This is a genomic window from Sphingomonas degradans (genome assembly GCF_053502645.1).
This window is the reverse complement of sequence record NZ_CP177172.1, coordinates 3140044-3164720: the sequence shown is the minus strand read 5'-3', so window position 1 is coordinate 3164720 and position 24677 is coordinate 3140044. Positions and strand designations below refer to the sequence as shown.

The 24677-nt window shown below is 66.8% G+C and carries 27 protein-coding genes; 9 read left to right on the top strand and 18 right to left on the bottom strand.

The features are described from left to right. Positions 1 to 43: 43 nt before the first annotated feature. Positions 44 to 1189: a tRNA guanosine(34) transglycosylase Tgt gene (gene tgt / locus ACG3SL_RS14510; protein WP_448661884.1), complete on the bottom strand. Its 1146-nt coding sequence runs from the start codon at positions 1187 to 1189 to the stop codon at positions 44 to 46. Positions 1190 to 1240: 51 nt separating this feature from the next. Here tgt and ACG3SL_RS14505 point away from each other — a divergent pair, with 51 nt between their 5' ends. Further along, positions 1241 to 1594 (top strand): cupin domain-containing protein, encoded by a 354-nt coding sequence (locus ACG3SL_RS14505; protein ID WP_448661883.1) that lies wholly within the window; start codon positions 1241 to 1243, stop codon positions 1592 to 1594. Between the two features lie 7 nt (positions 1595 to 1601). On the opposite strand, the gene ACG3SL_RS14500 is transcribed toward ACG3SL_RS14505, so the two are convergent. From ACG3SL_RS14500 to ACG3SL_RS14460, 9 genes are all read right to left on the bottom strand, one after another. Next, positions 1602 to 2267 carry an HAD hydrolase-like protein gene (locus tag ACG3SL_RS14500; protein WP_448661882.1) on the bottom strand — a complete coding sequence of 222 codons (666 nt, stop codon included), beginning with the start codon at positions 2265 to 2267 and terminating at the stop codon, positions 1602 to 1604. Next, positions 2260 to 3186: a cation diffusion facilitator family transporter gene (locus tag ACG3SL_RS14495; protein WP_448661881.1), complete on the bottom strand. Its 927-nt coding sequence runs from the start codon at positions 3184 to 3186 to the stop codon at positions 2260 to 2262. Before ACG3SL_RS14495 ends, ACG3SL_RS14500 begins: the two co-directional genes overlap by 8 nt. Before the next feature lie 42 nt (positions 3187 to 3228). Next, on the bottom strand, positions 3229 to 3726 hold the full coding sequence (locus tag ACG3SL_RS14490; RefSeq protein ID WP_448661880.1) for an EF-hand domain-containing protein: 498 nt from the start codon (positions 3724 to 3726) through the stop codon (positions 3229 to 3231). Positions 3727 to 3800: 74 nt separating this feature from the next. Then, on the bottom strand, positions 3801 to 4826 hold the full coding sequence (gene queA / locus ACG3SL_RS14485; RefSeq protein WP_448661879.1) for a tRNA preQ1(34) S-adenosylmethionine ribosyltransferase-isomerase QueA: 1026 nt from the start codon (positions 4824 to 4826) through the stop codon (positions 3801 to 3803). Positions 4827 to 4845: 19 nt separating this feature from the next. After that, positions 4846 to 5532 carry a peptidylprolyl isomerase gene (locus tag ACG3SL_RS14480; RefSeq protein WP_448661878.1) on the bottom strand — a complete coding sequence of 229 codons (687 nt, stop codon included), beginning with the start codon at positions 5530 to 5532 and terminating at the stop codon, positions 4846 to 4848. Positions 5533 to 5613: 81 nt separating this feature from the next. Continuing rightward, positions 5614 to 6114 (bottom strand): pantetheine-phosphate adenylyltransferase, encoded by a 501-nt coding sequence (gene coaD / locus ACG3SL_RS14475; RefSeq protein ID WP_448665136.1) that lies wholly within the window; start codon positions 6112 to 6114, stop codon positions 5614 to 5616. 2 nt (positions 6115 to 6116) lie between these two features. Continuing rightward, complete coding sequence (locus ACG3SL_RS14470; protein ID WP_448661877.1) at positions 6117 to 6467, bottom strand: hypothetical protein; 351 nt, start codon at positions 6465 to 6467, stop codon at positions 6117 to 6119. Continuing rightward, positions 6464 to 7363, bottom strand: a complete 900-nt coding sequence (locus tag ACG3SL_RS14465) for a polyprenyl synthetase family protein (protein ID WP_448661876.1) — start codon at positions 7361 to 7363, stop codon at positions 6464 to 6466. Before ACG3SL_RS14465 ends, ACG3SL_RS14470 begins: the two co-directional genes overlap by 4 nt. Positions 7364 to 7377: 14 nt before the next feature. Continuing rightward, on the bottom strand, positions 7378 to 7623 hold the full coding sequence (locus tag ACG3SL_RS14460) for an exodeoxyribonuclease VII small subunit (RefSeq protein WP_448661875.1): 246 nt from the start codon (positions 7621 to 7623) through the stop codon (positions 7378 to 7380). 118 nt (positions 7624 to 7741) lie between these two features. Between ACG3SL_RS14460 and ACG3SL_RS14455 the strand changes: the two genes are divergently transcribed. Then, a complete protein-coding gene (locus ACG3SL_RS14455) occupies positions 7742 to 9133 on the top strand; it encodes an NAD-dependent succinate-semialdehyde dehydrogenase (RefSeq protein ID WP_448661874.1) in 1392 nt (463 codons plus the stop codon). Positions 9134 to 9434: 301 nt separating this feature from the next. Here ACG3SL_RS14455 and ACG3SL_RS14450 read toward each other — a convergent pair whose 3' ends face one another. The 5 genes from ACG3SL_RS14450 to ACG3SL_RS14430 form a co-directional block, all read right to left on the bottom strand. Further along, positions 9435 to 11114, bottom strand: a complete 1680-nt coding sequence (locus ACG3SL_RS14450; protein WP_448661873.1) for a long-chain-fatty-acid--CoA ligase — start codon at positions 11112 to 11114, stop codon at positions 9435 to 9437. Positions 11115 to 11145: 31 nt separating this feature from the next. Then, positions 11146 to 11331 (bottom strand): hypothetical protein, encoded by a 186-nt coding sequence (locus tag ACG3SL_RS14445; RefSeq protein WP_448661872.1) that lies wholly within the window; start codon positions 11329 to 11331, stop codon positions 11146 to 11148. 77 nt (positions 11332 to 11408) lie between these two features. Further along, on the bottom strand, positions 11409 to 13097 hold the full coding sequence (locus tag ACG3SL_RS14440) for a sensor domain-containing diguanylate cyclase (protein ID WP_448661871.1): 1689 nt from the start codon (positions 13095 to 13097) through the stop codon (positions 11409 to 11411). Between the two features lie 175 nt (positions 13098 to 13272). Next, the gene (gene clpA / locus ACG3SL_RS14435; RefSeq protein WP_448661870.1) at positions 13273 to 15600 is read right to left on the bottom strand and encodes an ATP-dependent Clp protease ATP-binding subunit ClpA; all 2328 of its coding nucleotides are present in this window, start codon (positions 15598 to 15600) and stop codon (positions 13273 to 13275) included. A gap of 133 nt (positions 15601 to 15733) precedes the next feature. Further along, positions 15734 to 15931 (bottom strand): DUF1192 domain-containing protein, encoded by a 198-nt coding sequence (locus ACG3SL_RS14430; RefSeq protein WP_448661869.1) that lies wholly within the window; start codon positions 15929 to 15931, stop codon positions 15734 to 15736. Positions 15932 to 16009: 78 nt separating this feature from the next. Here ACG3SL_RS14430 and ACG3SL_RS14425 point away from each other — a divergent pair, with 78 nt between their 5' ends. The 7 genes from ACG3SL_RS14425 (at position 16010) to ACG3SL_RS14395 (ending at position 22109) form a co-directional block, all read left to right on the top strand. Then, positions 16010 to 17008, top strand: a complete 999-nt coding sequence (locus ACG3SL_RS14425; RefSeq protein WP_448661868.1) for an NAD(P)H-quinone oxidoreductase — start codon at positions 16010 to 16012, stop codon at positions 17006 to 17008. Between the two features lie 28 nt (positions 17009 to 17036). Further along, complete coding sequence (locus ACG3SL_RS14420; RefSeq protein WP_448661867.1) at positions 17037 to 17660, top strand: glutathione S-transferase family protein; 624 nt, start codon at positions 17037 to 17039, stop codon at positions 17658 to 17660. An 86-nt stretch (positions 17661 to 17746) separates the two neighbouring features. After that, complete coding sequence (locus ACG3SL_RS14415) at positions 17747 to 18622, top strand: UDP-2,3-diacylglucosamine diphosphatase (protein ID WP_448661866.1); 876 nt, start codon at positions 17747 to 17749, stop codon at positions 18620 to 18622. Positions 18623 to 18645: 23 nt separating this feature from the next. After that, positions 18646 to 19668 carry a glycosyltransferase family 4 protein gene (locus ACG3SL_RS14410; protein WP_448661865.1) on the top strand — a complete coding sequence of 341 codons (1023 nt, stop codon included), beginning with the start codon at positions 18646 to 18648 and terminating at the stop codon, positions 19666 to 19668. A 115-nt stretch (positions 19669 to 19783) separates the two neighbouring features. Then, positions 19784 to 20461 (top strand): DUF1013 domain-containing protein, encoded by a 678-nt coding sequence (locus ACG3SL_RS14405; RefSeq protein WP_448661864.1) that lies wholly within the window; start codon positions 19784 to 19786, stop codon positions 20459 to 20461. Positions 20462 to 20561: 100 nt separating this feature from the next. Further along, positions 20562 to 21422, top strand: a complete 861-nt coding sequence (locus tag ACG3SL_RS14400; protein WP_448661863.1) for a dienelactone hydrolase family protein — start codon at positions 20562 to 20564, stop codon at positions 21420 to 21422. A 60-nt stretch (positions 21423 to 21482) separates the two neighbouring features. Next, positions 21483 to 22109, top strand: coding sequence for a glutathione S-transferase family protein (locus ACG3SL_RS14395; protein WP_448661862.1), 627 nt, complete (start codon positions 21483 to 21485; stop codon positions 22107 to 22109). 6 nt (positions 22110 to 22115) lie between these two features. Here ACG3SL_RS14395 and ACG3SL_RS14390 read toward each other — a convergent pair whose 3' ends face one another. From ACG3SL_RS14390 to ACG3SL_RS14380, 3 genes are all read right to left on the bottom strand, one after another. Further along, on the bottom strand, positions 22116 to 22331 hold the full coding sequence (locus tag ACG3SL_RS14390; RefSeq protein ID WP_448661861.1) for a DUF1289 domain-containing protein: 216 nt from the start codon (positions 22329 to 22331) through the stop codon (positions 22116 to 22118). Between the two features lie 120 nt (positions 22332 to 22451). Further along, the gene (locus ACG3SL_RS14385) at positions 22452 to 24029 is read right to left on the bottom strand and encodes a DEAD/DEAH box helicase (RefSeq protein WP_448661860.1); all 1578 of its coding nucleotides are present in this window, start codon (positions 24027 to 24029) and stop codon (positions 22452 to 22454) included. Between the two features lie 132 nt (positions 24030 to 24161). Beyond that, positions 24162 to 24617, bottom strand: a complete 456-nt coding sequence (locus ACG3SL_RS14380; RefSeq protein WP_448661859.1) for a hypothetical protein — start codon at positions 24615 to 24617, stop codon at positions 24162 to 24164. Between the last annotated feature and the right edge of the window lie 60 nt (positions 24618 to 24677).

Below are 24677 nucleotides of genomic sequence, written 5' to 3'. Positions count from 1 at the left end.
CGCCCCCGGATTTCGCCGCGTCCCACGGCGAAACACTTGATGGTTAAGGTAATTTTGTCGGGCTGTAGCGCGCGCGGAAATCGTTGGCGAAGGCGGTCAGGCGCCCTTCGCCGATCGCGGCGCGCAGATCGGCCATCAGCGCCTGATAAAACCACAGATTATGCTCGGTCATCAGCATCGCCCCCAGAATCTCGCCCGCGCGGACCAGATGGTGGCAATAGGCGCGCGTCCAGGTGGCGCAGGTGGGACAGCCGCATTCGGGATCGAGCGGCCCCTGGTCCTCGGCGAACTTCGCGTTGCGGATGTTGATCGGGCCGGTCCGCGTGAATGCCTGTCCGGTGCGGCCCGATCGGGTCGGCAGCACGCAATCGAACATGTCGATGCCGCGCTCGACCGCGCCGACGATGTCGTCGGGCTTGCCGACGCCCATCAGATAGCGCGGCTTTGCCGCGTCGAGCTGGCCGGGCGCGTAATCGAGCACGCCGAACATCGCCTCCTGTCCCTCGCCCACTGCGAGGCCGCCGACGGCATAGCCGTCGAAGCCGATGTCTTTCAGCGCGTCGGCGCTCGCCTTGCGCAGATCCTGGTCGAGCGCGCCCTGCTGGATGCCGAACAGCGCCGCGCGTGCGGCATGATCGCCGCCCGAATCGAACCCTTCGCGGCTGCGGCGGGCCCAGCGCATCGAACGCTCCATTGCCCGGGCCTGCACGTCGCGCGTCGAAGTGGTGGGGACCAGCTCGTCGAACGCCATGACGATGTCCGAGCCGAGCAGCCGCTGGATCTCCATCGAGCGTTCGGGGCTGAGCAGATGCTTCGACCCGTCGAGATGCGACTTGAACGCCACGCCCTCTTCCGAACGCTTGGTCAGTTCGGACAGGCTCATCACCTGATAGCCGCCCGAGTCGGTCAGGATAGGGCGATCCCAGCCCATGAAGCCGTGCAGTCCGCCCAGCCGGTGGACACGCTCGGCGCCGGGGCGCAGCATGAGGTGATAGGTATTGCCGAGCAGGATGTCGGCGCCGGTCGCGCGCACGTCCTGCGGCTTCATCGCCTTCACGGTGGCGGCGGTGCCCACGGGCATGAAGGCGGGCGTGCGGATTTCGCCGCGCTGCATCGCGATGGTGCCCAGCCGGGCCTTGCCGTCGGTGGCGCGTATGGTGAACTGGAAGCGGGGAAGGGACGTTGTCATGGGGACGGTCCCTTGCCGTCTTGCGGCGCGTGAGTCGAGGGAGAGCGGGTTTTGAACGAACGGGACGATGCGCTGCGGGCGAAGGTGGCAGTCGCGAACTTGCTGGCACCCTTGCCGACCGCGACGCACGCCGAGGCGTTCACCGAATTGCTCGCGCGGCCGGGCGTGCGGATCGAGCGGATCGTGTCGCGGGGGCAGTCCACGCCGGAGGACGCGCCGATGGTGCAGGACAGCGACGAATGGGTGCTGCTGGTCGAAGGCGCGGCGGGCATCCGTATCGAGGATTCGGACGTGGTCACGCTGAAGCCCGGCGACCATCTGTGGATCGAGCGGGGTCGCAAACATTGGGTCGCGTGGACCGCGAGCGACCGCGCGACCATATGGCTCGCGGTGCACCTGGACTGATTGGCCGTCAGCGATGCGCGGCGACGTATTCCAATATGTCCTGTGGCGTGCGGAACTTGGCGTCGGGGCGCAGCACGCTCAGTGCCTCTTCGCTGGCATAGCCCCACAGCACCGAGCCGGCACGCATTCCCACTTCGCGCGCGGCATCCACGTCGCGGGTCTCGTCGCCGATCGCGAGCGTGTGGGCGGGTGACACGCGCATCTGCTTGAGCACGCGGCGGAATTTGGGCGCCTTGCCGAACAGCGACGATCCGCATGCATAGCATTCGATACGCGCCGCATGCTGGGGGCCGAGGATCTTGCGCGCATTCTCCTCGGAATTGGACGTAACCAGCGCGAGGCGGATGCCGCTGTCGGTCAGTTGCTCCAACAGGTCGGGCGTGCCGGGAAACAGCTCGATCTGGTGCGCGTTGCGGCCGATCAGGCGGCGGAGATAGCGGGCGATCAGCGGGAGTTTCCAGCGCGGAATCCCCAGGAACTGGATCACTTCGCGCGAGCTGCGGTGGCGCAGCATCTCGACCTCGTCCGGCTGCACGCTGCGAAACCGGAAACGCGCCGCAAGTTCGTCCACCACCGACAGGAACCAGTCACCGCTGTCGGACAGCGTGCCGTCGAAATCGAAAATAACCAGCCGGATCGGCTCGCCCCGCGTCCCGGCTGCGGCATCAGTCATGCGCGTGATTCCCGTGCAGCCCGCATTCCGGCCCATCCCCAAGCTCGATCTGCACGGTGGTATGGTCGATCCGATAGTCGTGCGCCAGCCGGTGCTGGAGGTCGGACAGGAACGCGTCGCCGGGATGGCCGCCCGGGATCACCAGATGCGCGGTCAGCGCGGTTTCGGTGGTGCTCATCGGCCAGATGTGGAGATCATGCACGCGGGTGACGCCGGGCAGCGCCGCCAGCGCGCGCTGGACGGCCGCGGCGTCGATGCCCTGCGGCACTGCCTGGAGCGCCATCACCACCGAATCCCGCAACAGCCCCCAGGTGCTCCACAGGATGACCGTGACGATCAGCAGGCTGACCGCAGGATCGATCCAGCTTGCGCCGGTCACGAGGATCAGCCCCGCTGCAATCACCACGCCCAGCGACACGGCGGCGTCGGCGGCCATGTGGAGATAGGCGCCCCGGACGTTGATGTCGCCGTGGCGCCCGCGCGCGAAGAGCAGTGCAGTGCCGAGATTGACGACGATGCCGATGCCGGCGACGAGCATCACCGGCCCCGCCTCGACCGGGGACGGATCGGCGAAACGCTGTGCCGCCTCCAGCGCGATCGCGCCGACCGCGACCAGCAGCAACACGGCATTGGCCAACGCCGCGAGGATCGAACTGCCGCGCAGCCCATAAGTGAAGCGTGGCGACGCAGGCCGCTTGGCCAGTTCCGCGCCCGCCCAGGCGACGAGCAGCCCCAGCACGTCGGACAGGTTATGCCCCGCGTCGGCGAGCAGCGCGACCGAATCGAGCCACAGCCCGGCGCCCCCTTCGACGACGACGAACGCCAGGTTCAGTGCGGTTCCGATCGCAAAGGCGCGACCGAAATCGGCGGGGGCGTGGCTGTGGCCATGGGCATGGCTGTGGTCGTGGTGCGCGGACATGGGCGTCTGCTTAGCGGGGCTGGGGCATGTGATGCTAGGACATCAGTTGCCGCGCCGCTTCTTGCCCGGCACATAGGGCGGCGGGCGCAGCGTCACCAGCTCGCTGCGGACGATCACGCCGTCCTTGTCGGCATCGAAGCGGGTGAAGAACATGTCGAATCGCTCGGCGAGTTCGGCAAAGGTGATGCGGTTGTCGCCGTCACGATCGACTTCGAACGCGCTGGGCAGGGCGTTGCGATCCCCCAGCCATCGCTCCGCCCAGTCGGAAAAGGCAATATAGCCGAGTGCGCCCTTGCGCCCCGTATCGATCGCATCGAAGCTGCGGCGCAGCCCGGCATCGAACTCCGCCCGCGTGACTCGCCCGTCGCCGTCCGCATCGAACGCCGCGATCATCATCCCCACCGGCTCGACGATCAGGTTCGCCGCCGGCTGCGGCGCGCGCGGGGCGACCACGGTGATCGCGGGGGTAGCGGGCGGCGGCGTGGTCTGGGCGAGCGCGGGCGTGGAGACGAAGGCGGCGAGCAACAAAAACGGGCGCATCAGGGTCCTTCCACCGGGTGGTGTGCGCCGCACCATGGACGCAGCGGGCGGGACGGTGAAGGGGGTTTGTCCGCTCACCGCAGCAACAGCGACGCATCCCCGTAACTGTAGAAGCGATAGCCCCCCGCGATCGCATGGGCATAGGCCGCCTGCATCCGATCCAGCCCCATCAGCGCCGATACCAGCATGAACAGCGTCGAGCGCGGCAAGTGGAAGTTGGTGACCAGCCCGTCGATGCCCTTGAATCGATAGCCGGGGGTGATGAAGATCGACGTGTCGCCTTCGAACGGGCGGATCACATCGTCCTCCCCCGTGGCGCTTTCGATCAGGCGCAGGCTGGTGGTGCCGACGGCGATCACGCGGCCCCCGGCGGCGCGGACGGCGTTGAGGCGGTCTGCGGTCGGCTGGTCGATGCGGCCCCATTCGGCGTGCATCTTGTGGTCGGTCGTGTCGCTGGCCTTGACCGGCAGGAAGGTGCCCGCGCCGACATGCAGCGTCAGCGTGGCGTGGCCGATCCCGGCGGCGTCGAGCGCGGCGATCAGCGCGGGCGTGAAGTGCAGCGCGGCGGTGGGGGCGGCGACCGCGCCGGGTTCGGCGGCGAACATCGTCTGGTAATCGTCGGCGTCGCGCGCGTCGGTGGGCCGCTTCGAGGCGATATAGGGGGGCAGCGGCATACGCCCGCAGCGTTCGAGCAGCAGCTCGACCGGCTCGTCGCCGCCAAATTCCAGCGCGAAGCTGCCATCCTCGCCCCGGTCGGAGGCCGTGGCAGTCACGTCCCGGCCGAAATCTATCGTGTCGCCTTCCGCAAGGCGCCGGCCGTTGCGGACAAAGGCGCGCCAGCGGCGGGGCCCTTCGCGCTTGTGGAGCGTCGCGCCGATCCGGGCATTGCCGCGCATCCCGTCGAGCTGGGCGGGGATTACGCGCGTGTCGTTGAACACCAGCAGGTCGCCCGCGCGCAGCATCGCCGGCAAGTCGCCGACATGCGCGTCGCGCGTCGCGTCGCCGTCCAGCACCAGCAGGCGGGCAGAATCGCGGGGCTCCGCCGGACGCAGCGCGATCCGCTCCGCCGGTAGTTCGAAATCGAAAAGGTCGACGTTCACGGTTCGAGTCGACGCCGCCTTATTGGGGCAGCGTCACTTTCTTCTCACCCTCGGGCAGGCCGGGCACGGCGACGGGCGCGGGCGCATAGGGCGGGGGATTGTCGGCGGCGACATAGGCGTGGATGATGCGCGTGGGGTATGCGGGCGGCTCGCCGCGTTCGATCTTGTCCACCCACTGCATCCCGTCCACGACGCGACCGAACACGGTATAGTCGTGGTCGAAGCCCAGGCGCGGGCCGAACATGATGAAGAACTGGCTGTTCGCGCTGTTCGGGTCGGTCGCGCGCGCGGCGGATACCGCGCCGCGCACATGCGGCAGGTTGTTGAATTCGGCCGGCACGTTGGGCAGGTCCGAACCGCCGGTGCCGTTGCCCTTGGGATCGCCGCCCTGCGCCATGTTCTCGCCACCGTCGATCACGCGGTGAAACGCCAGCCCGTCATAGAATTTGCGGCGCGTGAGCGTCTTGACCTGCTCGACCATCTTGGGCGCGACATCGGGGCGCAGGCGAATGGTGACGCGCCCGCCGGTGCTGAGATCGAGGACCCAGGTGTTCTCCGGATCGGCTGCAACCTTTACCGGCACGATCGCTTCCTCGCCCGCAGCGACGCCCTTGAGCGGCTGAATCTCGGGCTTTGCCTTCTGGGCGACAGCGGGGGCGGCGACAAACATGGCAGCCATGGTGGCCAGAGCGGCAACGAAACGCATCAACATCCCCGATCGAGAAACGAAAACTTGGGTCTTGGCGGCGGGTCTAGAACAATCGCGCGGCGGCGGGAAGCCTGAGACTCAGCTGCCCTTGCGGCCGATCTGCGCAACGCGCGCGCTCACTTCGGCCTCGACGCGCTCGGGCACGAACTTGCGGATCGCGCCGCCATAGAGGGCGATTTCCTTGACCAGCCGGCTGGCGATCGGCTGGAGCGAGACATCGGCCATCAGGAAGACCGTTTCGATCCGGTCGTTCAGCTGCTGGTTCATGCCCGCCATCTGATACTCATATTCGAAATCGGCGACCGCGCGGAGCCCGCGCACGATCACGCTGGCACCCTGGCGCTCGGCAAAGTCCATGAGCAGCGAATCGAAGCTGACGACCTGGATGTCGCCTTCGATCCCCGCCGTCTCGCGGAGCACCATCGCCATGCGCTCCTCGACGGTGAACATCGGGTTCTTCGACGGATTGGTGGTCACGCCGATGACCAGCCGGTCGACCAGCTTCGCGCCGCGCCGGATGATGTCCATATGGCCGCGCGTGATCGGATCGAAGGTGCCGGGATAGACCCCGGTGCGAATGGTCATGTCAGCGACCACAGATAAACCACAGCTTTGTCGTTGGCGTGCATGGTAATGCTGCTCCCGCTATTGTCGTTGCCACATTGCATGGCGTTGGGCCCGTGCGTGCAGGAGCGCCGCATCGCCTTGGTCCATCGCGCCGCGCAGTCTTTGGTCAGGGATACCTCGACGGTGATGCCGCTGCCTTGCCAGCCGCCGCCCGCCGCGCGGGACACGAAACGCGGCATGGCAGCATCGCATCCGGGAAACGCCGCTTGCTCGCGGAGCATGGCCAGCATCGCGGGTTCGGACGGTTGATCGCTGCACCCGGTTGCCAGAAGCGCAAAGCCAGCCAGACCCGCCAGCGGCTTCACCGATCGCGTTCCAGCGTGAAACGGGCGATGTCGCGCAGCAGGTCTGCCTCTGCGCCATAGGAATGGAGGTGCTCGATCGCCTGATCGACCAGCAGCCGCGCCTGTGCGCGGGCGCGGTCGAGGCCGAGCAGAGTGAGGAAGGTTTCCTTGCCCTGGCCCACATCTTTGCGCAGCTTCTTGCCCGCCAGTTCCTCGTCGCCCTCGGCATCGAGGATGTCGTCGGCAATCTGGAACGCCAGCCCCACGTCGCGGGCATAGCCGCGCAGCCCGGTGCGTGCCTCGGGCGCGACCTTGCCCAGGATGGCGCCCGATTCGACCGCGCAGCTGATGAGCGCGCCGGTCTTGAGCGCCTGGAGCCGCGTGACCGTCTGGAGATCGAAGCTGGCGCGTTCGGCCTCCAGGTCCATCATCTGCCCGCCGGCCATCCCGGCGGGGCCCGAGGCGCGGGCGAGTTCGGCGATCAGCTCGACCCGCACGAACGGATCGGCATGCGTCGCCTCGTCCGCCAGGATCTGGAACGCCAGGTCGTGCAGGCAATCGCCCGCGAGGATCGCGGTGGCTTCGTCGAACGCCTTGTGCACCGTGGGCTTGCCCCGGCGCATGTCGTCATCGTCCATCGCCGGCAGATCGTCATGGATCAGCGAGTAAACGTGGATGCATTCCAGCGCCGTGGCGACGCGCGCCGCGCAGCTGCGGTCCACGCCGAACAGCCGCGCCGTGGAAAAGACCAGCAACGGGCGCAGCCGCTTGCCCCCGCCGATCGCGGCGTGGCGCATCGCGCGGTACAGCCCGGCGCGCGGATCGTCCGGCACCGCGAGCAGCTGGTCGAACTGGCGGTCGATCTCGACCGATACGTCGCGAAGTGCTGCCTGGAGCGGGAGGGACGCATCGGCCATCGTCGCCACGCCGATCAGGCTGCAGCGAAGGGCGTGGTGCCCGCCGCGCGGCCATCGGCATCGGTGCGAATCGCCTCGATCCGGGCCTGTGCCGCGTCGAGCCGCGCGGCGCATTGCCGGCGCAGCTGGTCGCCGCGCTCGTACAGGTCGATCGCCTCCTGGAGCGCGGCCTCGCCGCTCTCCAGCCGCCCCACGATCCGTTCCAGTTCCTTCAGCGCTTCCTCGAAGGAAAGCGCCGCGATGTCCGCTTGGTCTGCCATGGCCCTGCTATGCGGCAGGGCAGGGCGCGATGGCAACATACCCGCGTCTAATTTGCGCGGGCGGCATCGAAACCCTAGCTTTGGCGTTCAAGCGGCACCCCTTTCCAGGAGACGTCCCATGTTCACCAGCATCAACCCCGCCACCGGCGCGCCCGGCGAACCCATCCCGGAACTGGATGATGCGGGAGTCGAGCTGGCGCTGACGCGGGCGCAGACGGCGTTCCGGGCGTGGCGCGACAGTCCGCTCGATCGGCGCACCGCGCTGCTGCACGCCATCGCCGACCAGTGGCAGGCGAACCGGCAGCATCTGGCGGAGGTGGCCGTGCGTGAAATGGGCAAGACGCTGGCGAGCGCGCTGGCCGAGGTGGACAAGTGCGTCGCGGGCTTCCGCCATTATGCCGAGCATGGCCCCGGCTATCTGGAAACGCGGGAGGTCAGGACCGTGACGGGCCATGCCCAGGCGCGCTGGCTGCCGATGGGGCCGGTGCTGGCAGTGATGCCGTGGAACTTCCCCTATTGGCAGGTCGTGCGCTTCCTCGCCCCGACGATCATGGCGGGGAATGTCGGGCTGTTGAAGCACGCCTCCAGCGTGCAGGGCTGTGCCGCCCTGATCCAGCAGATGGCGACCGCCGGCGGCGCGCCCGACGGGCTGTTCCAGAATCTGGCGATCGGTTCGGACAAGGTGGCCGGGATCATTGCCGACAAGCGCGTGGTCGCCGTCACGCTGACCGGCAGCGAAGGCGCGGGTGCCAAGGTCGCGCAGGCGGCGGGCCGCGCGCTGAAGAAAGTGGTGCTGGAACTGGGCGGATCGGACCCGTTCATCGTCATGCCCTCCGCCGATCTGGACAAGGCCGCCAAGACCGCCGTGACTGCGCGCGTGCAGAATGCCGGGCAGAGCTGCATCTGTGCCAAGCGGATGATCGTCCATGCCGATGTGTATGATGCGTTCCTGGAGCGGTTCATGGCGGGGATGCGCGCGGTGAAGATCGGCGATCCCATGGCCAACGACACCGTGATGGGGCCGCTTTCCAGCGTGCAGCAGCGCGATACCGTGCTGGAGCAGGTGGAGCGTGCCGTCGCGGCGGGGGCAACGCTGGCGCTGGGCGGCGAGAAGATCGAGCGCGAGGGCGCGTGGATGACGCCCGGCGTGCTGACCGACCTCGACCCCGAAAGCGATGTGGCGAAGGAGGAAATCTTTGGACCCGTGGCGGCGGTGTACAAGGTGGCCGACATCGACGCGGCGATCGCGCTGGCGAACGACGTACCCTATGGCCTGGGCTCGTCGGTGTGGACGCAGGACGAGGCGGAGATCGACCGCTTCGCGCGCGATATCGACAGCGGGATGACCGTCGTCAACGCGCTGCTCGCGTCGACGCCGGAGGCGCCGTTCGGTGGCGTGAAGCTATCGGGCCATGGCCGCGAACTGGGGCCATGGGGAATGCACGAGTTCATGAACCTGAAGGCAGTGATGTTCACCGGCGAGGGCAAGGCACCGACGCCGGGGGATTGAGGGAGTCGCCGCGCATTGCATCCGTCGATTGGGCCCAAAGCGCGGCGAGCCGGAAATACTGGATGTCGATGATGTGAAGGGCCGACGCTCACACGGTCTGCCTGGGGCAACTACCCCTCCACCGGCTGCGCCGGTCCCCCTCCCCCTCCGGGGGAGGATTTGCGGGGATGCCGGAGATTGAGGGCGCCGGCGGGTCAGCTCGCGCAGGGAGGAGAGGGCATCGGCTTCTACCCCTCTCCCGCCTGCGGGAGAGGGAGGGAGGCGCGAAGCGCCGGAAGGGTGAGGGCGACTCGAGGCGAAATCACCGCTCGGCCCGCACCTCCGCCAACAAATCCTTGCGGCTGAGCTTGCCGATCATCGTCTTGGGAAGACTGTCGCGCACCACGACTTCGGCGACGCGCTCGTGCTTGCCGAGCTGGGCGTTGAGCCAGGTGGCGAGTTCCACCGGATCGGCTTCCTGCCCTTCGGCCAGCGTGACATAGGCGTGAGGCAGTTCGCCGTGATACGAGTCCGGCAGGCCGAGGACGAGCGCCTCCTTCACCGCAGGATGCTTGTACAGCACCGCTTCGATCTGGCTCGGGAACACCTTGAAGCCGCCGACGGCGATCATGTCCTTCAGTCGATCGACGATGCGGATATAGCCGTCCTCGTCGATCAGCCCGACATCGCCGGTGCGCAGCCAGTGGCCATCGACGAACACAGTCGAATCGGTATCCGGGCGGTTCCAGTATCCCTTCATGATCTGGGGGCCGGACACCACGATCTCGCCCGGCTCGCCCTCGGGCGGGGGGCGGGTGGGGTCTTCCTTGTCGACCAGCCGGACGCGGGTGCCGGCGATAGGCTGGCCGATCGTACCCGACTTGTTCAGCCCGACATAGGGATTGGCCGAGACGACGCCCGAAGTTTCGGACAGGCCATAGCCCTCGATCACGCGGGCGCCGGTCACTTTCTCGAACACCGTCTTGATCTGTTCGGGCAGCGGCGCACCGCCGGAAACGCAGAAGCGCAGGCTGCTGAAATCGTCGGGCTTCATGCCCGGCGCGTCGAGCAGCGCCTGGTACATCGTCGGCACGCCGGGTAGCGAGCGGGGGCGGGTGCGGCGCAACTCGGCCAGCGCCTGCTTCGCGTTGAAGCGCGGCAGCATCACGATCTCGCCGCCGGTCAGCGCGGTGCGGTTGAGCACGCAGGTGTTGGCGAAGACGTGGAAGAACGGCAGCACGCCCAGGATGCTGTCCGGCGCCTTGCCGAAATCGGGGTCGAGCCGGGCGACCTGGCGGGCATTGGCCGACAGGTTCTGGTGCGTCAGCATCGCGCCCTTGGGGACACCCGTCGTGCCGCCGGTATACTGGATCAGCGCCAGATCGTGCTCGGGGTCGATCGGCGGCGTGACGCACGCGCCATCGTTATGGATGAGCTGCGAAAAGGCGAGGATGCGCGGATCGTGCGGGCGCGGCGTGACCTCTGCGCTGCGGAACCAGCGATAGAAGAGCGACTTGGCCGGCGGCAGCGCGCCGGCGATCGACCCGACCACCAGCCGCTCCAGCGCGCTTTGCTCCAGCACCTTGAGCGCCGTCGGCAGCAGGGCGGAGGCGGACAGGGTGAACAGCAGGCGGGTGCCCGAATCGGCGACCTGCGCCATCAGCTCGTCCACCGAATAGAGCGGCGAGAAATTGACGACCGTCGCGCCCAGCTTGAGGACACCGTAATAGGCTGCGACATAGTGCGGCACGTTGGGCAGGAACAGGCCGATGCGGTCGCCCCGGCCGTACCCCAGCGCCGCCAGCCCGCACGCGACTCGCGCGGCACCGTCCAGCGTTTCGCCATAGCTGTACTTGCGGCCCATGAAATCGAGCAGCGGGGCATCGGGGTGCGCGCGCGCGCTGGCGTCGAACAGCTCGACCATGGAGAGGGGCGGGAAGCTGTCGTCCCATTTGCCCGGATGCTGATACGCGGTACGCCAGATGGCTTCAGGATCGATCATTTACAAAAGTGTAAGCAGCCTTACGTAAACGTCAATAGGCCAGCCGGCGGCTCCAGGTGACCAGCACCGAAACGGCGACCAGGCCCAGATCGACTGCCGCGCGAACCTGGCGCGGGGCGACGTCGTCGGGTTGATGCGTCAGGATTTCGATGTTGGCATGCGGGTGCTGCGCCGTCAGCGCGCCAATCCCCAGCACAATGGCGGCCGCCAATAGCATTGCACGATTGCGCCCTGGCATGCCCGGTTCCCTCATGGGCCGAAGGATAGGCGCGCAGGCCGGGCCACGCAAGGGCGTCAGGCGGCGCGGCGCAGCGCGGCGCGGGCGCGGTCGCGCCCGGCGGACTTGGCATCGAACAGCGCCGAATCCGCGCCCCGATACAGCGCCTTCCAGTCGACATCATTCTGGATCGGCCCCCGGCACACCCCGATGCTGGCGGTCACCTTGAGATCGAACGGCATGTGCGCCGCGCGGAGCCGGGCGAGCAGCAGATCGGGCTCCACGGTCTGTTCGGCGGTGGTGAGGATCGCGAACTCTTCGCCCCCCATGCGCGAGACCAGCGCCTGTGCGGGCACGGTGCTGCGCAGGATGCGGGCGAATACGCGCAGCACTTCGTCGCCGCCGTCATGCCCCAGCGTCTCGTTGACGCGCTTGAAATGGTCGAGATCGGCGATCAGCAGCACCTGCTCGCCGGGGCGCCCGATCGCACGGTCCAGGAACGCGCGGCGATTGAGCAGGCCGGTGAGCGGATCGGTATCGGCCAGGCGGCGGGCCATGACTTCGCTGGCGATCGCATCGTCGCGCTCGTCGCGGAGCAGGCGGATGCGATAGGCGATGGCGACCGCCGACATCAGCGCCTCTGTGGCGGAGGAAAGGATCGTCGAGTTGTCCAGCCAGAAGCTCCACGGCAGGACGTGCAGCGACGACAATGTGCGCAGCAAGGCCATCAGGATCGGCGCGCCCCACCCAAGCGCGAACAGCCACAGATAATTGCTCCGTCGCCGCCACGCGCGCCACAGCATGGGGCCGATCACGGTCGCCAGCCCGAGGAAGGAAAGCGTGAACAGCGCGTCGGGCACATTCACGTACAGCGGCGCTCCGACGAAGAACAGCACGCCTGATCCGAACATCGCCAGCGACACGCCCCGCGCGTAGCGATCCAGCCAGCCCGCGAAGATGCGCGGTTCGAAAAAGCTGCGCGCAAAGATCAGTGCCGACGCACCCGTGGCGCCGAGCAACAGATAGTTGAGACGCAGCCGATCATTGTTGGCGACTGCCGGAAACACCCAGGCCATCGCGCCGGACGACGTGAAGGCATAGGCCAGCAGGCACGCGACCATGACGCAATAGTGCAGCTGGAACGGGTGCCGCAACGCGGCCCACAGCGCGAGATTGTACATGATGAGCGCGATGCACAGCCCCGCGAACGCGGCGTACAGCGCCGCCATCTGGAGGTTGATGTCCGCGCTCTCCGCTGCGGTCGCCAGCCGGGGCCCGAGCAGGATACCGCGCACGTTCGCCGCGCCTTCGACATGCCACAGGACGCGTTCGACCGGCGCATCGCTGGTCGGCAAAGTCTGTTCGACAATCGCGCCCAGCTGAATCAACGGCGTCACGCCGGTTGAGCCGGTGGACGTGCTCTCCATTCTGCCGTCGGAATAAAGGATGTGCAGCGACAGCCGGTTGAGCCAGGTGCTCGACGTGCGCACGCTGAGCGGGCGGGTTGCACTCGATACTGCATCGATATCCGAGGAAATCACCCAGAAATCGCCATAGCCGAATCGGTATTGCGGCGAGGTGCAATCGAACCGTTCGGGGTGGTGGATCAGCAGCGCGGGGTTCATGCCGCCGGTATCGGGCAGGATACAGATGCCCAGCGGCTTTCCCGCCATGCCGGTCTGGGCGTGCGCCGATGGTCCTTGGAAAACGAGTATCAATCCGGCGATCAGCCAGAACAGCGAAAAGACCCTTGGGGTGCGAAACATGCCGTGTGCTAGGCCCGACATGACAAACAACCCGTAAAAATTGCGGGGGCGGTGGGAACTTTTTGCCGGGTTGTCGGTGCCTAGTGCGTGCGCGGTGGCTGTGGCCGCGCGCCATGCGAAACGGGCCCGGGGATCGCTCCCCGGGCCCGTTCACGGTTTCGGCAGGTCGCGGCGGTTACTTCGCCTTGACCGCTTCGGGCTTCTTGCCGCCCTTGCCCTTGGTCTTCTTGGGCGCGGCGGGGACGATCTGGAACACCAGCGCCTTGTCCTTGAGCTTCACGTTCACTTCGCCGCCATGGATCAGCTTCCCGAACAGCAGTTCCTCGGCCAGCGGCTGCTTGATCTTCTCCTGGATCAGGCGACCCATCGGACGTGCGCCGTACAGCTTGTCATAGCCGCGCTCGGTGAGCCACGCCTTGGACTCGTCGTCCAGCTGGATGTGGACGCCGCGATCCGCCAGCTGCAATTCGAGCTGGAGGATGAACTTGTCCACGACCCGGCCGACCACGGCGGTCGGCAGGTAATCGAACGGCACGATCGCATCGAGGCGGTTGCGGAATTCGGGGGTGAAGAGCTTCTTCACAGCCTCTTCCTGCACATCCTCGCGGTTGCCCATGTCGCCGAAACCGACCGATTCCCGCGCCATGTCGGACGCGCCGGCATTGGTGGTCATGATCAGGATGACGTTGCGGAAATCGACCGACTTGCCGTGCTGGTCGGTCAGCCGGCCATTGTCCATCACCTGGAGCAGGATGTTGAACAGGTCCGGATGCGCCTTCTCGATTTCGTCGAGCAGCAGCACCGAATGCGGGTTCTGATCGACTGCGTCGGTCAGCAGACCGCCCTGGTCGAACCCGACATAGCCCGGAGGCGCGCCGATCAGCCGCGAGACGCTGTGCCGCTCCATATATTCGGACATGTCGAACCGCTGGAGCGGGATGCCGAGCAGTTCGGACAGCTGCTTGGCGACTTCGGTCTTGCCGACGCCGGTGGGGCCGCTGAACAGATAGTTGCCGATCGGCTTGTCCGGATCGCGCAGGCCCGCACGGCTGAGCTTGATCGCCGAGGACAGCACCTCGATCGCCTTGTCCTGCCCGAACACGACCCGCTTCAGGTCGGTTTCCAGGTTCGCCAGCACCTTGGTATCGTCGGTCGAAACGGATTTCGGCGGGATGCGCGCCATCGTGGCGATCACCTGTTCGATTTCCTTGGTCGTGATGACCTTTTTCCGGCGGCTCGGCGGCACCAGCATCTGCATCGCGCCGACTTCGTCGATCACGTCGATCGCCTTGTCCGGCAGCTTGCGGTCGTTGATGTAGCGCGCCGACAGCTCGACCGCCGACTTGATCGCGTCGGGGGTGTACTTCACCGAATGATGCCCCTCGAACGCCGAGCGCAGGCCGGTGATGATCTTGATCGTGTCCTCGACCGAAGGCTCGTTCACGTCGATCTTCTGGAAGCGCCGGAGCAGCGCCCGGTCCTTTTCGAAGTGGTTGCGGAATTCCTTGTAGGTGGTCGAGCCGATGCAGCGGATCGAACCGCCCGACAGCGCCGGCTTGAGCAGGTTCGACGCATCCATCGCGCCGCCGCTGGTCGCGCCGGCACCGATGACGGTGTGGATCTCGTCGATGAACAGCACCGCGTGGGGCAGCTTTTCCAGCTCGGTCACGACCTGCTTAAGCCGCTCCTCGAAATCGCCGCGATAGCGGGTGCCGGCCAGCAACGCGCCCATGTCGAGCGAGTAGATCACGGCTTCCTTCAGCACTTCGGGCACCTGGCCCTCGACGATCTTGCGCGCCAGCCCCTCGGCAATCGCGGTCTTGCCGACGCCGGGATCGCCCACATAGAGCGGGTTGTTCTTGGAACGGCGGCACAGGATCTGGATCGTGCGATCCACTTCGGGGCCGCGACCGATCAGCGGATCGACCTTGCCGTTACGCGCCTTTTCATTGAGGTCGACCGTGAACTGCTTGAGCGCGCTTTCGCCCTTGCCGCCCTTGGCATCCTGTTTCGGGGCCTTGTCTTCCTCGACACCCTTGGGTGTGGCGGCCTCGACCGGGGGGGTGCCCTTACCGACGCCGTGGCTGATGAAGCTGACCGCATCCAGCCGGCTCATGTCCTGTTGTTGCAGGAAATAGACGGCATAGCTCTCGCGCTCGCTGAACAGCGCGACGAGGACGTTTGCCCCGGTCACTTCGTCGCGGCCCGAGGACTGGACGTGCAGGATGGCGCGCTGGACCACGCGCTGGAACCCGCTGGTCGGCGACGGATCGGTCGCGTTGTCGACCTTCAGCGCCTCCAGTTCGGTATCCAGATAATGGGCCACCGTATTTTTCAGTTCGCCCAGGTCGACGCCGCACGCGCTCATCACCTTCGAGGCGTGCTCGTCATCGACGAGCGCCAGCAGAAGATGCTCAAGCGTCGCATATTCGTGGCGGCGCGAAGAAGCGGCTTCGAGCGCCTTGTGCAGCGTGGATTCGAGAGCGGAGGCGAAACTTGGCATTTGACTACTCCAGTCGGGCCAGAGGGATACGCAGCCCGATTTCCCCGTATGTCGGGAGGGTTGCGCCTTGCATCAAGCGTTGGGGGTCCTCACCAGGCATTATAGGCGTTTCGCCGGGCCGGTGCGGCTCCGTTCATCGCCGGAACAAGGCGTCAGCGTTTGCGCGATGGTTGACGGCGCGTTGCATCCGCAGGCGGGTTCGTTCGATCTCGGCCTCCAGCAGCGCGATCCGCTCCTGCAGCTCCTCGACCGAATAGGGGTCGAGATCCTGCGTGCCCAGTCGAGCAAGCAGATCGTCCTTGCGACGTGGGAGATTCTCTTCGGCGTCCATCGCAAACCGAACGTTGACCCTGGGCAGGGCGATGTCAATAAGTCCCCGGGTTGTTGTGATAATGAAAGCGGTAAGCTGATGATCGTGCCTGCAAAAATGCTGGCGATCGACCCAGAGTCGCCGGGCGGACCCGAGGTTCTGGTGCCTGTCGAGAGGCCTGTTCCCGTGCCTGGAACGGGCGAAGTGCTGATTAAAATCGCCGCCGCCGGGGTAAACCGTCCCGAAATGATGCAACGCATGGGCCTGTATCCGCCACCGCCCGGCGCGCCGACGATTCTGGGCATGGAGCTGTCGGGCACCGTCGTGCAGCTGGGCGAGAATGTGCCCCCCGAAATGCTGGGGCAAAAGGTGTGTGCCCTCGTCACGGGCGGTTCCTATGCCGAATATGCGGTGGCGCCTGCCGGGCAGTGCCTGACGGTGCCGCCCGCGCTCAGCATGGTCGAGGCGGCAGCGATGCCCGAGACGCTGTTCACGGTGTGGACCAATGTGTTCGAGCGCGCCTATGCCAGCGAAGGCGACTGGATATTGGTGCATGGCGGCACCAGCGGCATCGGTACCATGGCGATCGCGCTGGCCCGGCTGTTCGGGCTGACGAGCATCATCACCGCCGGATCGGATGAGAAATGCGCCGCGGCGCGCGCGCTCGGCGCCGATCATGCGATCAACTACAAGACCGAGGATTTCGTCACGCGGGTGGCGGAGATCACCGGCGGGCGCGGCGTGGATATCGTGCTCGACATGGTCGGCGGCGATTATGTGCCACGCAACCTGAAATGCCTGGCCGAGGACGGGCGCCATGTCTCGATCGCGGCGCAGCGCGGGGGCGAGGCGACGATTCCGCTGTGGCCGGTGATGCGCAAGCGGCTGACGCTGACCGGATCGACCTTGCGGGCGCGCAGCGTGGAGTTCAAGACGCTGGTCGCCGACGAGCTGACGCGCACAGTGTGGCCGCTGGTGGTGGAGGGAAAGCTGAAGCCGGTGATCGACGCCACGTTCCCGCTCGATCAGGCCGCCGACGCGCATCGGCGGATGGAGGAGGGCGACCATGTCGGTAAGATCGTGCTGACGATCGGCTGATCGAAGATTGGTCCGAAAAGGATGTTGTATGTCGCAACTGGTGCTGCATGAATTCGCGCTGTCGGGAAACTGCTACAAGATCCGACTGACGGCGGCGCATGCGGGCATCCCGCTGGAGCGGCGCCAGTACGACATATTGAAGGGCGAGACGCGGACCGCGCAGTTCCTGGACGGGGTCAATCGCGACGGTCGCATCCCGGTGCTCCAGCTCGGCGACGATTTCCTGCCCGAAAGCAATGCCGCCTGCGTCTATCTGGCGCATGGCACGCCGTTGATCCCGATCGACCGGTTCGACCATGCCGACATGCTGCGCTGGATGTTCTGGGAGCAATATACCCACGAGCCCAATGTCGCGACGCCGCGCTTCTGGCGCCGCTGGGTCGGGGAGGCGAACCTGACCGATTTCCAGCGCGCGCTGCTGCCGGCCAAGATGGCGGCGGGCGAGGCGGCGCTGGCGCTGATGGATGCGCATCTGGAGCGGGCCGATTTCTTCGTCGGATCGCGGCTGAGACTCGCCGACATCGCGCTCTATGCCTATACCCATGTCGCCGACGAAGGCGGCTTCGATCTCCAGCGCTACCCGCATGTCCGCGCATGGATCGCCCGCGTTGCCGCAGAGCCCGGACATGTGCCGATCGATGCGACTTTGTGACAGCGGCATGAATTTCGAACGGTTCGATCTGTAACAAAGATTCGGCATCTGCCGTCCAGGCAATATGATTGCGGGGACATGGGCCGATGGCGACGATCACCAGGCTTCCGTTCGATACGGCGCAGATCGCGGACTTTCATTCGATTACACCGTCGATTCCGGAAAGGACCGTCGGCGGGCGCCGCCAGTATCGCACCGTCTGGATTTCCGACGTCCATCTGGGCACGCGCGGCTGCAACGCGGCGATGCTGATCGACTTCCTCGACCATGTCGACAGCGAGACCATGTACCTGGTCGGCGACATCATCGACGGCTGGGCGATGAAGAAGCGCTTCTACTGGCCCGCCGCACATAACGACATCGTGTGGCGCGTGCTGAAGCGGGCGAAGCGCAACACCCGCATCGTCTATATCCCCGGCAACCATGACGAGATGTTCCGCCAGTTTTCGGGGCTGAACTTCGGCGGCGTCGAAATTCGGCGCCAGGCGATTCACGAGACCGTCGACGGCCGCCGCCTGCTGGTGCTGCACGGCGACGAATTCGACGCGATCACCATGTCGCACCGCTGGCTCGCGCATCTGGGCGACGCCGCCTACGAAATGATGATGAGCCTGAACCGGTGGGTCAATCTGGTCCGCCGTGCGTTGAACCTGCCCTACTGGTCGCTCAGCAAATACGCCAAGCAGAAGGTCAAGAACGCCGTGTCCTTCATTTCCAAGTTCGAAGAGATCGTTGCGCACGAGGCGGCGCACCGCGGCATCGACGGCGTGATTGCCGGGCACATCCACAAGGCGGAGATGCGCACCATCGCCGGAATCGAATATTATAACGACGGCGATTGGGTGGAGGGTTGCACCGCGCTGGTCGAGCATTACGATGGCACGATGGAAATTCTCCATTGGGCCGAGGAAATTGCCGCACGGGATGCGGAATCGTCCGGGGTCAGACTGGCGGCGGCGTGACGGCAGCGGCGGAGGCCGAACCCGTGCGTATCGCAATCGTAACCGACGCCTGGGAGCCCCAGGTCAACGGCGTCGTCCGCACGCTCCAGTCCGTGCGCAACGTCCTGACGGCGCAGGGCCATGTGGTGAAAGTGATTTCGCCCGACCTGTTCTATTCGCTGCCATGCCCGACCTATCCCGAAATCCGGCTGGCGATCACGCGCACTGCCAGCGTCGGCGCGATGCTGGAGGAATTTCGCCCCAGCGCGGTCCACCTCGCGACCGAAGGGCCGCTGTGCGTTGCGGCGCGCCGCTGGTGCCTGCGCACCAAACGGCCGTTCACTACGGCCTATCACACCCAGTTCCCCGATTATGTATCGGCGCGCTCGGGCGTGCCTGCGGAGTGGATCTGGCGCTATATCCGCTGGTTCCACGCGCCTTCCTCGGCGATCCTCGCCTCCACGCCGTCGATCCGGGAATCGCTGGTCGCGCATGGGCTGAAGCAGGTGCGGCATTGGGGGCGGGGCGTGGACCTGCGCTATTTCCATCCCGGCATCGCCCCGCATCCGGCGATGGCGGCGCTGGAGGGGCCGGTGCAGCTCTATGTCGGGCGCGTCGCAGTCGAGAAGAATATCGAGGCGTTTCTCCAGACCAGCCACCCCGGCACCAAGGTGGTGGTGGGCGACGGTCCGGCGCGGGCCGCGCTCGAAGCTCGGTTCCCGGAGGCGCATTTCCTGGGGCCGATGTTCGGCGACGAACTCGCCTCCGCCTATGCCGCCGCCGATGTGTTCGTGTTTCCGAGCAAGACCGACACGTTCGGGCTGGTGATGATCGAGGCGCTGGCGTGTGGCACGCCCGTGGCGGGCTATCCGGTGACTGGCCCGATCGACGTGCTGACCGAAGCGACGGGCGCGACCGACGCGGACCTGGGCGTGGCGATCGCCCGCGCGCTGACCAAGGATCGCGCCGCCTGCGCCGAATATGGCCGCAGCTTCACCTGGGAGGCGAGCGCGCGCCAGTTCCTGAGCGCGTTGGTCTCGCTCGACGACGAGGATGTCGCGGCCTAGGGACAATCCCGGCCACCCTCTTACGACTTGCTCTCGCGGGCAAGGCGCACTAAGTCCGGGAGCATAGGCCGGCCGCCCGTGATGGGCGGCCCTTATTGTTTCTGGAGACTGCAACGTGGCCCAGCCGCTGATGCCGCATGCGACCGCTTCCTGGCTGGTCGACAACACTTCGCTCTCGTTCGAGCAGATCGCAGAGTTTTGCGGGCTGCACATCCTGGAAGTCCAGGCGATCGCCGACGACACCGCCGCCACCAAGCTGACCGGGCGCGATCCCGTGCGCGCGCATGAAGTGACGATGGACGAAATCGAGCGCGGTCAGGCGAACCCCGACTATCGGCTCAAGATGCAGAAGGGCCCCGAGCAGGTCCGCCGCACCAAGGGGCCGCGCTACACCCCCGTGTCGAAGCGCCAGGATAAGCCCGACGGCATCGCCTGGATCCTGCGCCACCACCCGGAAATTTCGGACGGCGCGATCGGCAAGCTGATCGGCACCACCCGCACCACGATCGCCGCGATCCGCGACCGCAGCCATTGGAACATCGCCAACATCGTGCCCAAGGACCCGGTGACGCTGGGCCTGACCACGCAGCGCGAGCTGGATGCGCTGGTATCGAAGGCGGCCAAGGCCGCCGGTATCGAAGCCCCGGTCGACAGCCGCCTGGAAGGCGATCGCGAGGCGCTGATCGAACAGCTCCGCGCCGAGCGCACCGCCCATGCCCGCGAAGCCGAACTTGGCGAGGGCCACAGCGACACGCCCGTCCAGCACACCGCCGAGACGCTGTTCCGGCATTGATCGCATCGCCGTCGCCCGCGCATGACGCGGGCGTGCGGTACGTGTAGCCTCTGCGCAACCGACTCGGGGACAAGCCGGGCGGCACTGCGCAGGAGGATGCATGTGTGACGATCTGACCGCCGCCGATAACGCGCAATTTCTGGCAGAGACGCTGTCCCGCCGCGCTTTCGGCGCCGCCGCAGCCGCGATCGGCATCGGCGTGCTGCTGCCCAGCCCGGCCAACGCCGTTGCGGTCAAGGGCCGCGATGTTACCGTCAAGACGCCCGATGGGACCGTCGACGCCTATTTCGTCGCGCCCACTACCGGCAAGCATCCCGCCGTGCTGGTGTGGCCCGACATTTACGGGCTGCGCCCCGCGTTCCGCCAGATGGCCGACCGGCTTGCCCAGTCCGGCTATGCGGTCCTGACGGTCAATCCCTTCTACCGCTCCGCAACGGCACCTGCGCTCGCCGCGAGCGGGGACCGCATCGCGATCCGCACCAAGGCGTTCGAGTATCGCAAGCTGCTGACTCCCGCCGCCACCATCACCGACGCGACTGCGCTGGTCGCTTTCCTCGACGCGCAGCGCGAAGTCGATACCCGGCGCGGGGTCGGCACCACCGGCTATTGCATGGGCGGGCCGCTGGTGGTGCGCACTGCTGCGGCGCTGCCCGGGCGGGTGCGTGCCGGGGGCAGCTTCCATGGCGCCGGGCTGGTCGGGCCGGGGGCGGACAGCCCGCATCTGCTGATTCCCGGCACCAAGGCCGCGTTCCTGATCGCGATTGCCGAGAATGACGATGCCCGTGCGCCGGGCGACAAGGATACGCTGCGCAAGGCGTTCGCGGAGGCGGGGCGTCCGGCCGAAGTCGAAGTCTATGCCGGCGCGATGCACGGCTGGTGCCCGCCCGACAGCGAAGTGTACAACCAGGCCCAGGCCGAGCGTGCGTGGGAGCGGCTGCTGCATCTGTTCGGCACGCTTTGACGGGTTGACGGCGGACTGCATCGTTCGCATTATGTTCTCGTTTTCACGAAGGGGCATGCGATGGCAGGCGATCTGATTCTCTACACCAATCCGCAGTCGCGCGGGCGTATCGCCCGGTGGATGCTGGAGGAAGTCGGCGCGCCCTACACGGTCGAGATCGTCGATTATGCAACGACGATGAAGGGCCAGGACTATCTGGAGATCAACCCGATGGGGAAGGTGCCTGCCATCGTCCATCGCGGCAAGGTGGTCACCGAATGCGCGGCGATCTGCGCCTATCTGGCGGAGGCGTTTCCCGAAGCGGGGCTAGCACCGCTGCCCGACGAGCGCGCCGATTATTATCGCTGGCTGTTCTTCGCGGCCGGGCCGCTGGAACAGGCAGTGACCAACAACCATGCCAAGTTCCAGCCGACGGCGGAGCAGGGCCGAATGTTCGGCTATGGCAATTACGACCTGACGGTGGACGTGCTGGAAAAGGCGGTGTCCGCGCATCCCTATATCGCGGGCGATCGCTTCACGGCGGCCGATGTCTATGTCGGGGCCGGAGTGATGTGGGGCACGATGTTCGGCACGCTGCCCAAGCGCGATGCCTTTACCGCTTATGTCGAGCGGCTGGCGTCGCGGGAAGCGCATCAGCGCGCATCGGCGCTGGACGATGCGGCGATGGTGGCCCCGGCGGACGCCTGAGCGGCGTCAGGCCGCCGTCGGCCCGACAGGAAGGCGGGCCATCCGCGCAGGCAGCGCGGCCATCACGGTCGCGCGGTCGGCGGCGGTGGTGGTGCCCCAGCGAACGATCTCATCGATCGTGCGGCCACAGCCGACGCACCAGCCGGTGGCATCGTCGATGCCGCAGCGTTTGACGCAGGGGCTGGCAATCGTGCCCGCAGGCAGAGGGGGATCGGATGCCACTGTGATCGCCTCAGCGCGCGGCTGCCAGACGGCACGTAGCACCGGCGCCGTGGCGCGGGCCAGCCGCCAGCGCGGCAACCGGCACGGCGACAGTCGCGCCGCGCCGGTAGTGCCGCGAAATCACGCGCCGAGCGTGTAGTTCAGGAAGTCCGGGAACGGGCCGTTCCAGCCATCGTCCGGGCCGTCATTCTGTGCCTGCTGGCGACGCGGCTCGGGGCGGGGGCGATCGTCTGCGCGGGCACGTTCCGGCTGGGCTGCCCGTTCCGGTGCGCGGGCGCGTTCGGGGGCGGGCGCACGCTCGGGCTTTGCCTCGCGGGTCGGCTTGGCTTCGCGGGCTTGCTTTGCTTCGCCGGCTGGGGCCTCGCGCGCAGGCGCTTCGCGGACTGCCTCGGCGCGCGGGGCGCCGCGCACGCGATCCTGGCGGGCGCGGGGCGCGCGGGGTGCCGACTCGGCCGCAACCTCGGGCTTCGGCGCCGTTTCCTGCGGTGCTTCCTTTGCACCCCGGCGGCGGCGCGGCGTGCGCTCGGGCTCTGCCTGGGCAGCGGTGTCGACGTCGCCCTCGGCCGGGCTCGCGCTCTTGGCGGTCGCCAGCCTGACGCGCTCTATCTTGTGGCCGGTCAGCTTCTCGATCTCGGCGATGTTCTCGGCGTCTTCGGGGGTCACCAGCGTGTAGGCGATGCCGGTCGCGCCGCCGCGCCCGGTGCGGCCGATGCGGTGGACATAATCGTCGGGGTGCCAGGGCGCGTCGTAGTTATAGACGTGGCTCACGCCCTTCACATCCAGCCCGCGTGCCGCGACGTCGGACGCGACGAGGATGTTCACGTCGCCGCGCTTGAAGCGTTCCAGCTCGGCGATCCGCTGCGACTGTTCCATGTCGCCATGGATCTCGGTCGAGCGGAAGCCGGACTTCTGGAGGCTCTTGTTGAGGTCGCGCACCGTCGTCTTGCGATTGCTGAAGACGATCGCGGTGGTCACTTCCTCGGCGCGGAGCAGGTCGCGCAGCGCCGCGCGCTTGTCGGCGGCGGCCACCTGGACCACGAACTGGCGGATATTGACGTTCGCCGATGCCGGGCGGGCCACTTCGATCCGCTTGGGATTGTCGAGGAACTTGTCGGCCAGCTTCTTAATGACGGGGGGCATGGTGGCGGAGAACAGCAGCGTCTGGCGCTGTTTCGGCAGCTTGGTGCAGATTTCCTCGATGTCGGGGATGAACCCCATGTCGAGCATCCGGTCCGCCTCGTCGATGACCAGCATCGAGCAGCCGGTGAGCAGGATCTTGCCGCGACCGAACAGGTCCATCAGCCGGCCCGGCGTGGCGATCAACACGTCGACGCCCTTTTCCAGCGCCTTGACCTGATCGCCCATCTGCACGCCGCCGATGAGCAGGGCCATGCTGAGCTTGTGGTGGGTGCCGTATTTCTCGAAATTCTCCGCCACCTGGGCGGCGAGTTCGCGCGTCGGCTCAAGGATCAGGCTGCGTGGCATCAGCGCGCGGGTGCGGCCTTCGCCCAGAATGTCGATCATGGGGAGGACGAAGGCGGCGGTCTTGCCGGTGCCGGTCTGGGCGATGCCGACCAGGTCCTTGCCCATCAGGACGGAGGGGATGGCCTGCTGCTGGATCGGAGTCGGCTCGGTATAGCCGGCATCGGTCACCGCGCGCAGAAGGTCGTCAGAAAGGCCGAGATCGGCAAAATTCATGCAAATGTCCGGAATTGGGCGTGAGGGCCCACGCCGCCAAAAGCCACCACGCGCTTGCGGATTTGCCCCGGAATGTCAAGCCGAACCATGCGCAAGGGCAGCAAATTGGCAGATAAAACGGCGAAAAGCCGTCTATTTCGCCGGAACCAGCGCCCTGAACTTCTGGATCGCGCAGGTGCGGCCCGATCGCGTGCGCAGCGCATCCCGCCCGGCGCAGATCTTCTTGTCGCGGGTCTGCTTTACATAAAAGCCCGAATAGAATCCGAGCGACGGGCAATCCGACCCCAGCTTCGCGCGCAGCAGCGATCCGTCGGCGAGCACCAGATCGACGCTGTCCGAACGATTGACGGTGAAGCCCGACAGCTTCTCGACCTTCACACAATCATTGGCCTTCTTCTCGACCAGCGCGGGCGCGCGCGATTCGCGCAGGATGATCGTCGTCGTGGAGACGGTGACGCGGGGCACGTGCACGGTCACATGCTGCTGCATCGCGGCAGCCGCCTTGGCCCAGTCGGGCGGCTCTGGCGCGGTTGCGGGCGCGGCGAGCAACAGGAGAAGGCCGGAGGCGGCAAACAGCGGGTTCAACATGGCAGGCGACGCTTCTAGGACAAAGTTTTGAACGGTGGATGAACTGGCGGGCGCCGTGCT